Annotated in this window: 13 protein-coding genes; 3 read left to right on the plus strand and 10 right to left on the minus strand. The window is 74.0% G+C overall.

What is annotated here, in order from left to right; translation table 11 throughout:
• The first annotated feature begins 4 nt into the window (after nucleotides 1–4).
• On the plus strand, nucleotides 5–961 hold the full coding sequence (locus tag K4S16_RS10225; RefSeq protein ID WP_149258600.1) for a UDP-glucuronic acid decarboxylase family protein: 957 nt from the start codon (nucleotides 5–7) through the stop codon (nucleotides 959–961).
• A gap of 73 nt (nucleotides 962–1034) precedes the next feature.
• Here the strand turns inward: K4S16_RS10225 and K4S16_RS10230 are convergent, their stop codons facing one another.
• The 9 genes from K4S16_RS10230 to K4S16_RS10270 form a co-directional block, all read right to left on the minus strand.
• Nucleotides 1035–1436: a DUF2267 domain-containing protein gene (locus tag K4S16_RS10230; protein WP_149258601.1), complete on the minus strand. Its 402-nt coding sequence runs from the start codon at nucleotides 1434–1436 to the stop codon at nucleotides 1035–1037.
• A gap of 56 nt (nucleotides 1437–1492) precedes the next feature.
• Nucleotides 1493–2386 (minus strand): polysaccharide pyruvyl transferase family protein, encoded by an 894-nt coding sequence (locus K4S16_RS10235; protein WP_149258602.1) that lies wholly within the window; start codon nucleotides 2384–2386, stop codon nucleotides 1493–1495.
• Nucleotides 2387–2651: 265 nt separating this feature from the next.
• Nucleotides 2652–3014 carry a fluoride efflux transporter CrcB gene (gene crcB / locus K4S16_RS10240; RefSeq protein WP_149258603.1) on the minus strand — a complete coding sequence of 121 codons (363 nt, stop codon included), beginning with the start codon at nucleotides 3012–3014 and terminating at the stop codon, nucleotides 2652–2654.
• Nucleotides 3011–3526: a CrcB family protein gene (locus tag K4S16_RS10245; RefSeq protein ID WP_149258604.1), complete on the minus strand. Its 516-nt coding sequence runs from the start codon at nucleotides 3524–3526 to the stop codon at nucleotides 3011–3013. The genes crcB and K4S16_RS10245 overlap by 4 nt, the downstream gene beginning before the upstream one ends.
• 174 nt (nucleotides 3527–3700) lie before the next feature.
• Nucleotides 3701–4600 carry a serine protease gene (locus tag K4S16_RS10250; RefSeq protein ID WP_149258605.1) on the minus strand — a complete coding sequence of 300 codons (900 nt, stop codon included), beginning with the start codon at nucleotides 4598–4600 and terminating at the stop codon, nucleotides 3701–3703.
• A 116-nt stretch (nucleotides 4601–4716) separates the two neighbouring features.
• The gene (gene glpK / locus K4S16_RS10255; protein WP_149258606.1) at nucleotides 4717–6234 is read right to left on the minus strand and encodes a glycerol kinase GlpK; all 1518 of its coding nucleotides are present in this window, start codon (nucleotides 6232–6234) and stop codon (nucleotides 4717–4719) included.
• 34 nt (nucleotides 6235–6268) lie between these two features.
• The gene (locus K4S16_RS10260) at nucleotides 6269–7111 is read right to left on the minus strand and encodes an MIP/aquaporin family protein (protein WP_235036689.1); all 843 of its coding nucleotides are present in this window, start codon (nucleotides 7109–7111) and stop codon (nucleotides 6269–6271) included.
• 83 nt (nucleotides 7112–7194) lie between these two features.
• Nucleotides 7195–8871 (minus strand): thiamine pyrophosphate-binding protein, encoded by a 1677-nt coding sequence (locus K4S16_RS10265; RefSeq protein ID WP_149258607.1) that lies wholly within the window; start codon nucleotides 8869–8871, stop codon nucleotides 7195–7197.
• Nucleotides 8868–9641, minus strand: a complete 774-nt coding sequence (locus K4S16_RS10270; protein WP_149258608.1) for a cyclase family protein — start codon at nucleotides 9639–9641, stop codon at nucleotides 8868–8870. Before K4S16_RS10270 ends, K4S16_RS10265 begins: the two co-directional genes overlap by 4 nt.
• Nucleotides 9642–9860: 219 nt before the next feature.
• On the opposite strand from K4S16_RS10270, the gene K4S16_RS10275 reads away from it, so the two are divergent.
• Both K4S16_RS10275 and K4S16_RS10280 read left to right on the plus strand, forming a co-directional pair.
• Nucleotides 9861–10991, plus strand: coding sequence for a serine hydrolase (locus K4S16_RS10275; protein WP_149258609.1), 1131 nt, complete (start codon nucleotides 9861–9863; stop codon nucleotides 10989–10991).
• Nucleotides 10992–11075: 84 nt separating this feature from the next.
• Nucleotides 11076–11921 (plus strand): siderophore-interacting protein, encoded by an 846-nt coding sequence (locus K4S16_RS10280; RefSeq protein ID WP_149258610.1) that lies wholly within the window; start codon nucleotides 11076–11078, stop codon nucleotides 11919–11921.
• A gap of 13 nt (nucleotides 11922–11934) precedes the next feature.
• Here K4S16_RS10280 and K4S16_RS10285 read toward each other — a convergent pair whose 3' ends face one another.
• Nucleotides 11935–13305, minus strand: coding sequence for an AarF/ABC1/UbiB kinase family protein (locus tag K4S16_RS10285; RefSeq protein WP_200841784.1), 1371 nt, complete (start codon nucleotides 13303–13305; stop codon nucleotides 11935–11937).
• Nucleotides 13306–13384 lie beyond the last annotated feature (79 nt).

The raw sequence follows: 13384 nt of genomic DNA on the forward strand, positions 1-13384 counted from the left end.
CAAGATGAGACATCCACGCGCCGTCGTCACCGGGGGCTCCGGCTTCCTCGGCTCCCACCTGTGCGAGGCGCTGCTCGCCGAGGGCATCTCGGTGGTGTGCCTGGACAACCTGCTGACCGGCACCTCCCGCAACACCGCGCACCTCGCCGAGCGGCGGGACTTCCGCTTCCTGAAACGCGACCTGACCGAGCCGGTGAACGTCCCCGGCGACGTCGGCTACGTCTTCCACCTGGCGTCCGCGGCGTCCCCCGCCGACTACCTGAAGTACCCGATCCAGACCCTGGAGGTCGGCAGCCAGGGCACCCGCAACGCGCTGGACCTCGCCGAGGCCAAGGGCGCGCGCTTCGTCCTCGCCTCCACGTCCGAGGTGTACGGGGACCCGCTGGTGCACCCGCAGCCCGAGTCGTACTGGGGCAACGTCAACCCGGTCGGCCCGCGCAGCGTGTACGACGAGGCGAAGCGGTTCGGCGAGGCGCTGACGTCGGCGTTCCGGCACTCCCGCGGCCTCGACGCGGCGATCGTGCGGATCTTCAACAGCTACGGCCCCCGGATGCGGCCCGACGACGGCCGCGCGATCCCGACGTTCCTGCGCCAGGCGCTGACCGGGGAGGACCTCACGGTCACCGGCGACGGCTCGCAGACGCGCTCGATCTGCCACGTGGACGACACCGTCCGGGGCATCGTCGCGCTCGCCCTCTCCGACCATCCCGGGCCGGTCAACATCGGCAGCCCCTACGAGATCTCGATGGCCGACCTGGCGCGGCTGGTCATCGACCTGACGGGATCGACGTCCCGCATCCGGTTCGTCGACCGCCCGCAGGACGACCCGCGCGTCCGGCGCCCCGACACCGCGCTGGCCGAGGAGGTGCTCGGGTGGGCACCGCGGATCTCCATCGAGGAAGGCCTGCGCACCACGATCGAATGGTTCGCCAGGGAACTGGTCGTCGCGCGGCCCGCCTGACCGCCCGGCACAGGCGCGGGGCCGGAACACGTGCACGTGTTCCGGCCCCGCGCCTCTTCCGACCGTGCGGCGGTCAGCCGGAGTGCCCGGCGGGCATCAGCTCCCGGATGTCGGGGGGCAGCGACTCGCGCACCTTCGTGGTGATCGACCCCTGGGTGGCGTCGTCCACCACCCCGAGGACGCTCCGCGCGAGGAACGCGGCCCGGGCCTCGTCCGTTCCGGCCCGGATCGCGACGCGCTCGACGAAGCCGTGCTTGTCGAAGCGCTCCCCGCTGCCGGCGCCGCCGTAGACCTCGGTGCGCCGCAGGTGCTCGCCGATCTCGTGCGGCAGTTGTGCCGCGAGGTTGTCGGCGAGCCCTTCTGGAACCCGCTCGCCGAGGGTCTCCAGGGTCGCGCGGGACGCCCGCTCGGCCTCCCCCCACCCCGGAAGGCGGGCCCGGTCCTGGACCTGTCCGATGAACTCCTCGTGTCGCATGGCGGACGCTCCTTCCTCTGCCTGAAATGGAGGAACTTCCCGGTATCGGCGGGCCCCTAACGCACGCCGAGGACGTCCATCAGCTCGCCGAGCAGCGCGCCGTCCGCCGGATGCGCGGGGGCCCGCCCGGCTCCCTCGGGCGACAGGCACCACGCCCACCAGCGGTCGAGCTCGGCCGCGTCGAGGATCCGCTCGCCGGTCCGCGCCGCCGGCACGGTCACGACGGCGGGCCAGGACCAGGCGCGCGCCTGCGCGGCGACCTTCGCGCCGCCGCCGACCGGGTCCACCGCCAAGGCGGGGATCCCGTTCTTCAGCGCCAGGACGAGGCCGTGCAGCCGCGTCGTGACCACCACGTCGAGCCGGCGCAGCACCGACTCCAGCTCGGCCGCCGTCGTGAACAGGCGCCAGTCGCGCGGGTCGAGCCGCGTGTCCAGCGGCAGCCGCGCGCACTCGCGGCCGGCGAGCCACTCCACCAGCTCCCGCTCGACCCGGTCGTGGCGCCGCCGGTCGCCGTACTCGGCCTGGCCCGGCGCGAGCACGACCCCCGCCACGGGCACCGACGGCGCCGCGGGCAGCGCCGCCAGGTCCCGCCGCGGCGCCTCGACCGGCGCGTCCCGGGCGAGGACGGCGTCGAACCCGGTGACCGCCGGGTCCGCCGGATCGATGACCGACACGCCCACGGCGACCCGCGTGCAGCGCGCGTACCTGCGGTGGAGCTCCTCGATCTGCGGGCCGTGGAGCGGCCCGCAGGCGAACACCACGTGGGTGTAGAAGGCGGGGTCGGCCCGGTCGAGGTCCAGGCCCCCCGGCCGGAAGACCGGGCTCCACGCCAGGTGGCATTCGACCCCGGCCCCGGCCAGCGCCGCCCGCACGGCCTCCATCGCCAGGACGTCGCCCGCCGTCGCCTCACCGTGCAGGAAGCTCGGCCATCCCGTCACCAGCACGCGCATCAGCCAGCCGCCTTCCGCCGCCTCGGGCCTCGCCGGGCGCCCTCCGGACGCGGAGGAGGCGCCCCTGCGGCCCTGCTACCCGGCACCGTCCCTCCCATGTCCGGAGCGGCTGTGACCGGGACGGAACGTGGCGGTTCCCGCGCGGTGACAGTCCAGACACCTACCGGTTTACGGAGAGGGCGCCTTGGGCAGAGTCACCTCGCGGCCCACTCGCGAGCTCGGAGCCAAGTGCCCCGAACTGCGAGCCTGGGCCGCGCCAGGTTTCTCACCCGGTGAGGGCCTGCGCGATCGCCATCCCGCAGTAGGCCGCGCCGAGCCCCGCGACGATGCTCGCCCCCGCATTGGCCACGGCGTAGAAGCGCACGCCGTCCTCGGCGAGGCGCAGGGTCTCGTAGCCGAAGGTGGAGTACGTGGTCAGCGCGCCGCAGAACCCCGTCCCGGCGAAGGCCGCGACGCCGCCGTGCGCGGGCGTCGCCGCGAGCAGGCCGAGGACGAAGGACCCCGCGACGTTGACGGTGAACGTCCCCCACGGGAACACCGAGTCGTGCCGGGCCTGGACGGCCCGGTCGGCGAGGTAGCGCAGCGGGGCGCCGAGCGCGGCGCCCAGCGCGATCAGCACGATGGTCACTGCCCGCCCGCCTCGCTCCGCTCCGCGTACCGCACCCTCGCGACCGCCTCCCGGCGGCGCGGCCGGGCCAGGAGGCGGGTCACGCGGACGCCCGCGTAGACCGCCGCGAGCGCTGCCGCGAGCGTCCCGGCCAGGTAGGCCAGCCCCACCAGCGGCGCACCGCGGCCCACCATCTCCTGGACGTCGACGATGTAAGTCGAGAACGTGGTGAAGCCGCCCAGCACCCCCACGCCGAGGAACGGCCGCACGAGCCGGTGCGCCTGCCATGTCTCGGTGACGAGGACCATCAGCACCCCGATCAGAAGGCACCCCGAGACGTTCACCCAGAAGACGGCCCACGGGAACTCCCCCGCGCGGTGGAGGAACGCGCTGCCGAGCCCGTACCGCGCGAGCGCCCCGAGGGCCCCGCCGGCCGCTATGGCCCCGAGCACCGCCCAAGGCGCGTCGCGCAGCTCGTAGCGCTGCCTCGGAACATGAAGGTCGACATCGGAGTCAACGGGGCGGCCGGTCACGGGGCACACTCCTACCAGTACGACGCACTCACCGGTAGGGACCGTTGGCGGAACGTTCCGCGGTTCGCCGTCCAGGCACGGCGGGCCCCACCGCCGTTCCCCGTCTCCGGGTCCTTCCCGAGACTACCGGCACCGTGTGACCGAGGCGTCCCCGGGTGGTGGGACGGGCCGGCGTCAGGGCTTGGGCAGCGCGCAGGACCCGCTCAGCACGACGGCGTTGCCCCTGCCGAGGCAGCGGGCGAGCAGGTAGGTCTGCTGCCCGTAGTGGCTGCCCTGCCGGACGGTGACGTGCCCGGCGCGGTCGATCTCGCACGGGTTGTTGAGCGTGCAGCGCTCGCCGTCGTCGTTGCCGGTGTTGTTGATGCCGACGACCTGGCGCGTCCGGGCGTCGACGACCGGCGACCCGGACGTCCCGTGAACGGTCCGGCACTGCGGCGCGTAGCGGATGGAGTCCTTCCAGGTCCAGTCGGCCTCGCGCAGCCGGTAGACGGTCGCGTCGATCCTGCAGCCGTAGATCTTCCGCCAGTACCCGGACACGACGCGGATCCCCGTGCCCGCGTGCGGCTTCGCCGTCGACAGGCGCAGCGCGGGGATCCCGTAGCGCTTCCGGATCGCGGCATAGGTCGTGTTCAGCCGGTACACCGTCACGTCGGTGTCGGTCATCGTGGCGTACTCGACCCTGGTGGCCTGGAGGGTGCCGAGGTCCTCGCCGCCCGTCCGGTCGAGGAGCGTGAACGTCCGGGACGAATTCCGGTTCACGATCACCTCGCCGGCCTCCGGCATGCCCGACTCCAGGCAGTGGCCGTTGGTCAGCACCAGCGCCGGGTCGGTGTCCCGCGACCGGGGCCCGCGCACGAGGGAGCCCGAGCAGTTGCTCAACGCGACGATCCCGGTGAAGTCGACCTGCGCCCGCTCGAGGCGCGGCGCCTGCGGCAGTGCGGCCTGGGGCGGTGCGGGTGCTCCCTGCGGCAGGGCGGGCGCGGCCTGCGCGGGGCCTGAGGCGAGCGCGCCGGCGAGCGCGAGGGCGAGCGTCCCGGCGGCGGTGAGGGCGGCTGCGGCGAGGCGGCTGGGCATGCGGATCCTCTCGGGCGGGCCGGCGCGAGCCGCCCCGGGCGGGACGGCGCCGGCGCGGCGGATGCTAGATCATCTACCCCCGGCGCAGCGGCCCCACCGTTCCCGACGGCCAGTGCTTAGTCAACTTCCACCCAGCCATATGTACGCTCCACGGCCTTCTTCCAGCCCGCGTACCCCTCCTGTCGCTGGTGCTCGTCCCAGGTGGGCAGCCAGCGTTTGTCCTCGTTCCAGTTCTGGCGGAGTTCGTCGGTGGTGTTCCAGAATCCGACGGCGAGGCCGGCGGCGTAGGCGGCGCCGAGGGCGGTGGTCTCGGCGACGACGGGTCGGGAGACCGGGACGCCGAGGATGTCGGCCTGGAGTTGCATGCACAGTTCGTTGGCGGTGACGCCGCCGTCGACCTTGAGGACGTCCAGGGAGACGCCGGAGTCCTCGCGCATGGCCTCGACGACGTCGCGGGACTGGTAGCAGATGGATTCCAGGGTGGCGCGGGCCAGGTGGGCGTTGGTGTTGTAGCGGGAGAGGCCGACGATGGCGCCGCGGGCGTCCGATCGCCAGTAGGGGGCGAACAGGCCGGAGAAGGCCGGGACGAAGTAGACGCCGCCGTTGTCGTCGACCTGCCGGGCCAGGGCCTCGCTCTGGGCGGCGCCGGAGATGATGCCGAGCTGGTCGCGCAGCCACTGCACCGCCGACCCCGTCACCGCGATCGACCCCTCCAGCGCGTAGACGGGCGCGTGGTCGCCGAACTGGTAGCAGACGGTGGTGAGCATCCCGGCCTTGGAGCGGACGAGTTCCTCGCCGGTGTTGAGCAGGAGGAAGTTGCCGGTGCCGTAGGTGTTCTTGGCCTCGCCGGGCGAGAAGCACACCTGCCCCACCGTCGCCGCCTGCTGGTCGCCGAGGATGCCGGTGAGCGGGACCTCGCCGCCGAGCGGGCCCCCCGCGCGGGTCATGCCGTAGGCCTCGGGGGCCGAGGAGGGCTTGATCTCCGGGAGCATGGAGCGCGGGATCCCGAAGAACGACAGGAGCTGGTCGTCCCAGGAGAGGGTCTCCAGGTCCATCAGCATGGTGCGGCTGGCGTTGGTGGGGTCGGTGACGTGCACGCCGCCGTCGGTCCCGCCGGTGAGGTTCCACAGCACCCAGGTGTCGATGTTGCCGAAGACGGCGTCGCCGTTCTCGGCGGCCTCGCGGACCCCGTCGACGTTCTCCAGGATCCACTGGATCTTGCCGCCGGAGAAGTACGTCGCGGGCGGCAGCCCGGCGCGGTGCCGGATGATCCCTCCCCTGCCGTCGCGGTCGAGCGCGGACGCGATGCGGTCGGTGCGGGTGTCCTGCCAGACGATCGCGTTGTAGTAGGGGCGCCCGGTGCGCCGGTTCCACACCACGGTCGTCTCGCGCTGGTTGGTGATCCCGAACGCCGCCAGGTCGCCATGGGAGAGGTTCGCCTTGTTCAGCGTGCTCTCGATCACCGAGCGGGTCCGCTCCCAGATCTCGGTCGGGTTGTGCTCGACCCAGCCGGCCTGGGGCAGGATCTGCTCGTGCTCGAGCTGGTGGCGGGCGATCTCGTTGCCGCCGTGGTCGAAGATCATGAATCGGGTGCTGGTCGTGCCCTGGTCGAGCGCTCCGACGAAGTCGGCCATGGACTCTTCCTTTCCGCCCGCGCGAACGGGCACCTCAGGTGACGTCGTACTCCGGCTTCGGCTCGGTGGGCAGGCCGCCCTCCTCCTCCGGGAGGTTGCGCCCGACGAGCAGGAGGAACAGGCCGGCGCCGAGCACGCCGCCGATCAGCGGCGCGGCGATGGGAACCCAGAAGTACAGCCCGCCGTACTGGTCCCGCCAGGCGGTGTCGTAGCCGGTCAGGTACTGGGCGAGCCGGGGCCCGAAGTCGCGGGCCGGGTTGATCGCGTAGCCGGCGTCGGAGCCGAACGCCATCCCGATCGCCACCACCACGAGGCCGATGATCAGCGGTGCCAGGTTGGACAGCGGCGGCGCGTTGCGCGGGTCGGTGAGGGCGAGGACGAGGAACAGCAGGATGGCCGTGCCGATCACCTGGTCGCGGAACGCGCCCCAGGTGCCGACCGGGAGCGAGCCGTTGCCCGGCAGGGTGGAGAACACGAACTGGGTCTTGAAGGTGTGTCCGGGGTCGAACTTCGCGAGGATCTCGCTGTAGTCCCACCGGACGATCAGCGCGGCCACGAAGGCGCCGAGCGTCTGCGCGAAGCAGAACGGCAGGACCTTGCGCCAGGGGAACCCCTGGAACACCGCGAGCGCGACGGTGACGGCGGGGTTGAGGTGGCCACCGCTGATCCGGGCCGCGACGTACACGCCGAGCGTGACGCCGAAGCCCCAGGCCCAGGCGATGCTGTTGTGGTCGCCGAGGCTCTGCGGCTCGCCGAGCCCGCTCGCCGCGACGACCTGGGCGACGACGCCCACGCCGAACAGGATCAGGATCAGCGTGCCGGCGAACTCCGCCGACATCTCCCTGACGATCTCGGGGAGTCTCGGCCCTCGCGTCATTTCTCCTCCTCGGGCGTGTGGGCGGGCCGCAGCGGGCCGTGATCGTGATCGTTCCCAAGGAGGGCGTCCCTACACAGAGTGATCTAATGACCGCGGAACGCGTCCTCCAGCCACCACGAGGGGCACCGGCGGGTGGTCTTGGCGTCCACCACCATCGGCCGGTCGCGCGGCCCCGCCAGCCAGTCGGCCACCGCCGCGAGGTCGGCGCGGGTCCGGACCGTCGCCGCCGCGCAGCCGAACCCGCGCCCGATCGCGGCCAGGTCGGCCGGCGGGAACGTGACGGTGCCGAGCGGATGCCCGCCCGGGCCGAAGTGGTGCACCTCGGCCCCGTAGGCCTCGTCGTCGTAGACGAGCACGAGCAGCCCGAGCCCGAGCCGGACGGCGGTCTCCAGCTCCGCGACCGACATCAGCGCGCCGCCGTCGCCGAGCGCGGCGACGGCGAGCCGGTCCGGACGGGCCGCGGCGGCGCCGATGGCGGTGGCCAGACCGAGCCCCACCGACTGGAAGGCCTGCGTGAACACGAGGCCGTCGTCATCGGGGACGTCCAGGAACATCGCCGGGTAGCCCATGAAGTTGCCGGAGTCGACGGCGACCGTGCGCTCGCGGGGCAGCATCCCGTCCAGGGCGATCGTCAGCGTGCGCGGGTCGATCCGGGGGCCGCCCTCGCCGTCGTCGGGCTGCTCGTCGTAGGGGACGTCCTGCCAGCGGCCCTCGCGGGCGAGCCGCTCCGCGACCTCGGGCGTGCGGTACCCGGCGGCCCGGTGCCCGCGCGCGTCGAGCTCGGCGGAGACGGCCCGCGCGGTCTCCGCGGCGTCGCCGATCAGGCCGAGGTCGACCGGTCGGTGCGCGCCGAGCGCGTGCGCCTCCACGTCGACCTGCACGACCACGGCGTCCCGGCCGATGAGGGCGCCGTGCCGCGTCGTCCACCCGGTGAGCGAGCAGCCCCAGGCGACGACCAGGTCCGCGCCGCGGATCAGCTCGGCCGCGGCGGGCGTGGCGAACCCGCCGCTGACGTCCAGGGCGAAGGGGTCGCCGGCGAACAGGCCGCGCGCCACCGCCGACGTGGCGGGCAGCGCCCCGCAGCGTTCGGCGAGTCCGGCGAGGGCGTCGCGGGCGCCCGACAGGCGCGCGCCGCGGCCCGCGACGAACACCGGCCGCTCCGCCGCCTGGAGCGCGTCGGCGAGGCCGCCGACCGCTGCGGGCGGCGGCACCGGCAGCGCCGGCACCCGGCCCGGCCGGCCCCGCGCGGGCGTCCGCGCCGCCGCCTCCGGCAGGTCGGCGGCCTGCACGTCCAGCGGCAGCCCGAGCAGCACGGTGCGGCGCTCGGCGACCGCCGTCCGGCAGGCGCGCGCCACATCGGCCAGGGCGGTCTGCGGCGAGTGGATCCGCTCGGGGACGGCGCCCACCGCGGCGGCGATCGCCGCCTGGTCGACACGGAAGTTGGAGCGGACCGCCGCGGCGGCCACCTCGCCCGCGACCACCACCAGCGGCGTGCGGCTCTTGGCGGCCTCCGCCATGCCGGTGACCGCGTTGGTGAGGCCGGGCCCCTGGTGGACGGTCGCGATCCCGAGGCCGCGGCCCACCCGCGCGTACGCGTCGGCCATCGTCACGGCGCCGGCCTCGTGGCGGGCCGCGACGAACCGGGCGCCGTTGGCCACGAGGGCGTTCGTCACGTGGAAGTTGCCGCTGCCGACGACCCCGAAGACGGTGCCGGCGCCGAACCGCGCGAGGGCCTGCCCGACGGCCTCGGCGACGTTCATCGCTCGATCAGCGCGAGCACGCGGGCGGGGCTGCCCGAGCCGCCGACGATCGGCAGCGGGGAGGCGAGCAGCACGGCGCCGCGGGCCGGCAGCCGGTCGAGGCCGCGCAGCTGGGTGAGCCCGTACTTGCCCGCGCCGAGGAAGTAGGAGTGGCACGGGAACGGCGGGTCGAAGCCGTGGGCGGCGCCCGCGTCGGTGCCCACGGTCTCCACGCCGAGCCCGAGCAGGGGCGTCTCCTCGGCGAGCCACCGGGCGCACTCGGCCGAGATCCCCGGCGTGTGCGGGCCGCTCTCGTCGGCGTTGAGGAAGGCGTCCTGGTCGCCGGCGCGGGCGTCCCAGCCCGTCCGGTAGAGGAGCCAGCCGCCGTCCGGGAGCGGGCCGTGCTCGCCCTCCCAGTCGCGGACGTGGTCGATCTCCAGCAGGAAGTCGGGGTCGGCGGCGGCGCGCTCGGACGCGTCCAGCACCACGGCGGGGGCGACGAGCCGGGCGGGCGGGACCTCCGAGACGTCCTCCCCGTCGCGGCCGGTGGCCCAGTGCACCGGGGCGTCGAAATGGGTGCCGACGTGCTCGCCGGTCTCGATGTCGTTCCAGTACCAGGCGGGGCCGCGGTCGTCGTACCGGCTGATCTCCCTCAGCCGGAACGGGACGGTGTTGGCGAACGGCTCCGGCAGCCGCAGGATCGGGGTCCGCTCCGACAGCGGGGCGGTCAGGTCGACGATCTCGACGGAGCCGTCGGCGACGGCGGCGAGCAGCTGGGCGAGCACGGACATCGTTCCTCCGGCGGCGCGGGGGCTGGGTGGACGCGCGAATCCGTCGAACGTACCGCAGACGGCCGTGTTCGGAGGGTCACCGGACGCAGGCCGCGGGCCTTTGTGCCGCGACGCCATGTCCGCCGCCGGATTTCGTCGCACCGCACCATGGACGCGGCGGCGCGGGGCGCCCACCATCGGGGCGGAACCCCGGCCGAACCCGCCCCCCACGGAGGTCCGATGCGCCGCAGGCCCTGGACGCTCGCACTCGCCGCAGCCGCCGCCACCGCCGCCCTCGCCGCTCCCCCGGCGCACGCCGCTCCCCCGGCGCCCGCGCCGCCGCCCGCGCCGTCCGCCCGCGTCACCGAGGCGGCGCGCGGCTTCGACCCCCTGCTCCCCTCGTCCGACCCCGTCGGCCTGCACGAGGCCCACCGACCGCTCAAGGTCGCCTACACCTACGAAGGCCGCGAGCACACCCTCGACGACTACCTCGCCCGCACCGGGACGCAGGGATTCGTCGTCCTGGACCGCGACGACGTCGTCTTCGAGCGCTACGTCGCCGCCGACCGCGGCACCCTGTTCCAGTCGTGGTCGATGGCGAAGTCGTTCACCTCGGCGGCGGTCGGAATCGCGCTCGGCGAGGGCCTCATCGACTCGATCGACGACCCGGTCACCCGGTACGTCCCGGAGCTCAAGGGGTCGGGGTACGACGGCGTCTCGCTGCGGGACCTGCTGCGGATGTCGTCGGGCATCCAGTGGACGGAGACCTACGACGTGCCGTTCGTGCACGTCGCCGCGAGCCTCGGGTACCCGCTGACCGAGCTGGCCAAGCAGCGCAAGCGCGGATGGCAGCCCGGGACGAGGTTCGAGTACACGAGCATGAACTCGTTCGTCCTCTCCTGGGTGGTGGCCAAGGCGACCGGCGTCCCGTACCACTCCTACGTCCAGCGGAAGATCTGGGGCCCGGCCGGAATGGCCTCCAAGGCGTACCTGGGCAACGACTCCAACGGCAACAGCATGGGGTACTGCTGCTACTACGCCACCGACCGCGATTTCGCGAGGTTCGGCCTGCTGTACCTGAACGGCGGCAGGGCGAACGGGCGCCAGGTCGTCCCCGCCTCCTGGGTGACGGAGTCGACGCGGCCGTCCGCCCCGTTCAACCAGGGGTACGGCCTGCAGTGGTGGCTCGGCGAGGACGGCGACTTCTCCGCCAACGGCCTCGGCGGCCAGCTCATCTGGGTCTCGCCCCGGTACGGCGTCGTCATCGTGAAGTCGACGCTGGGGACCGTCCTCGCCGGGGAGGAGACCGACGCCGCCTTCGAGGCGGTCGCCGCCGAGGTCGCGCGGACCCGCCCGGCCCTGGCGGGCTGACCGCCGTCCCGCGCCGGGGAACATTCCAGATGCGCCAGAGGTTAGCGTTCCCCAAGGGTGATCCGGATCATCGAAGGGGACCGTATGGCGACGGAACCGGCACGCAGGGGACGCAGGCTCCACCGGGGGACGGTGCTGCGCACCGAGCACCTCACACCGCACATGATCCGCGTGGTCCTCGGCGGTGACGGGCTCTCGGAGTTCGGCGCGGGCGAGTTCACCGACCACTACGTGAAGCTGCTGTTCCCCCGGCCGGGCGTCGCCTACCCCGAGCCCTTCGACATGGAGCGGGTCCGCGCCGAGATGCCGCGCGAGCAGTGGCCGAGCACCCGCACCTACACCGTCCGCGCGTGGGACGCGGGGGCGCGCGAGCTGACGATCGACTTCGTCCACCACGGCGACAAGGGCCTCGCCGGCCCGTGGGCGGCGAGCGCCCGGCCGGGCGAGGAGATCTACTTCACCGGGCCGGGCGGCGCCTACGCGCCCCGCGCGGACGCCGGCTGGCACCTGCTCGCCGGCGACGAGAGCGCCCTGCCCGCGATCGCCGCCTCGCTGGAGCGCGTCCCGGAGGGCGCCCCCGTCCGCGCGTTCGTCGAGGTCGCCGGACCTGAGGAGGGGCAGGACCTGCGCACGCCCGGCGACGCGGAGATCGTCTGGCTGCACCGGGGCGGCGGCCAGGTCGGCGACCTGCTGGTCGAGGCCGTCCAGAAGCTCGACTTCCCGGACGGCGAGGTGCACGCCTTCGTCCACGGCGAGGCCGACCTCGTCAAGGCCCTCCGCCGCCACCTGCGCGTCGAGCGCGGCATCCCCCTCGACCGGCTGTCGATCTCCGGCTACTGGCGGCGCGGCCGCGACGAGGACGGCTGGCAGTCCGGCAAGCGCGACTGGAACCGGCAGGTGGAGCAGGAGGAGGCCGAGGCGCTCGGCTGACCGCCGCCCGGGCTCAGGCGGTGACCTGGGCCTGGTCGTCCAGATCGGGGTCGGTGTCGGTGTCGGCGTCGGTGGCGAACCCGGGCAGCCAGCGTTCGGCCTCGGCGCGGAAGGCGCCCTCGGCCTCCAGCTGGCAGAGGACGCCGCCGCAGCCGGACAGGGCGCGGCTGACGGCGAGGTACTGCGGCGGGAGGCGGAGCGCGCGGGCGAGCGCGCCGGGCCGCAGGTCGGACGCTAGGCCGAGCCCGCGGGCGGTCTGCTCGCGCAGCCATCCGCGCGAGTAGCGGAAGCGCTCCACGGCGAACGGGGCGGCGTGCGGGGCGACGAGGGCGGCGACCTCCTCGGGGTCGACCTCGGCGTCCCCGACGAGGAAGCCCTCCTCGAACAGCGCGTCCACGATGTCGTCGGGGTCCCCGAGGGTGCCGATGCGCGTGAGGCGCCCGATCGACCACTGGAGCTCGGCCGGGACGCGGGCGGCGCCGCCGAAGTCCATGACGCCGAGGCGGCCGTCGTCCAGCAGCCGGAAGTTGCCCGGGTGCGGGTCGATGTGGATCATCTCGCAGCGGACCGGGCCGGACAGCAGGAACCGGAACAGCAGCAGCCCGGCGCGGTCGCGGCTCTCCTGGTCGCCCTCGGCGATCACCTTGGCGAGCGGGGTGCCGCCCAGCCACTCGGTGACCAGCACGTGGCCCGACTGGGCGACGACGGCGGGGACGACGAAGTCGGGGTCGTCGGCATAGGCCTCGTGGAAGGCGGTCTGGGCACGGGCCTCGTCGACGTAGTCGAGCTCCTTCTCCAGGCGGCGCTTGAGGTCGGCGACGATCGGCTTGACCTCCACGCCGGGGAACAGCGGCGTGACCAGGCGGCTGAGCCGGGAGATCTGGTTGAAGTCGCTCATCAGGGCCTGGGCGGCGCCGGGGTACTGGACCTTGACCGCGACGGTGCGGCCGTCGCGCCAGACGGCCTTGTGGACCTGGCCGATGGACGCGGCGGCGGCCGGGCGGTCGTCGAACTCGGCGAACATCTCCCGCCAGTCCGGCCCGAGGCCCTCGGCGAGGACGCGGTGCGTCGTGGCGGCGGGCATGGGCGGCGCCGCCTCCTGCAGGCGGGTCAGGCTGGCGCGGAACGGGCCGGCGACCTCCTCGGGCAGCCCGGCCTCGAAGATCGACAGCAGCTGCCCGACCTTCATGGCGCCGCCCTTCAGCTCGCCGAGCACGGCGAACAGCTGCTCGGCGGTGCGGCGCTGGACCTCCAGCGCCACGGCCTCGGCGGGGCGGCCGATGGTCCGCTTGCCGAAGCCGAGGGCGGTGCGCCCGGCGAACCCGAGCGGGAGGGTCGCCAGCTTCGCGGTCCGCGTCACCGCGCGGCGGGGGATGTCGCTCACGGCCCCTCTTTCGACGATGCGTCCAATGACTTCAGCCTCTCATGGGGAGCAAGGCCGCGAAACGGCCACACCCCGACTA

This window comes from Actinomadura sp. K4S16 (assembly GCF_008327685.1).
GTDB lineage: Bacteria > Actinomycetota > Actinomycetes > Streptosporangiales > Streptosporangiaceae > Spirillospora.

Coding starts and splice junctions, on each gene's coding strand:
- glpK (WP_149258606.1), bottom strand. CDS start 6,234: ATGGCCGACTTCGTCGGAGCGCTCGACCAGGGCACGACCAGCACCCGA.
- K4S16_RS10270 (WP_149258608.1), bottom strand. CDS start 9,641: ATGTCCGTGCTCGCCCAGCTGCTCGCCGCCGTCGCCGACGGCTCCGTC.
- K4S16_RS10225 (WP_149258600.1), top strand. CDS start 5: ATGAGACATCCACGCGCCGTCGTCACCGGGGGCTCCGGCTTCCTCGGC.
- K4S16_RS10275 (WP_149258609.1), top strand. CDS start 9,861: ATGCGCCGCAGGCCCTGGACGCTCGCACTCGCCGCAGCCGCCGCCACC.
- K4S16_RS10265 (WP_149258607.1), bottom strand. CDS start 8,871: ATGAACGTCGCCGAGGCCGTCGGGCAGGCCCTCGCGCGGTTCGGCGCC.
- K4S16_RS10260 (WP_235036689.1), bottom strand. CDS start 7,111: ATGACGCGAGGGCCGAGACTCCCCGAGATCGTCAGGGAGATGTCGGCG.
- K4S16_RS10230 (WP_149258601.1), bottom strand. CDS start 1,436: ATGCGACACGAGGAGTTCATCGGACAGGTCCAGGACCGGGCCCGCCTT.
- K4S16_RS10280 (WP_149258610.1), top strand. CDS start 11,076: ATGGCGACGGAACCGGCACGCAGGGGACGCAGGCTCCACCGGGGGACG.
- K4S16_RS10235 (WP_149258602.1), bottom strand. CDS start 2,386: ATGCGCGTGCTGGTGACGGGATGGCCGAGCTTCCTGCACGGTGAGGCG.
- K4S16_RS10250 (WP_149258605.1), bottom strand. CDS start 4,600: ATGCCCAGCCGCCTCGCCGCAGCCGCCCTCACCGCCGCCGGGACGCTC.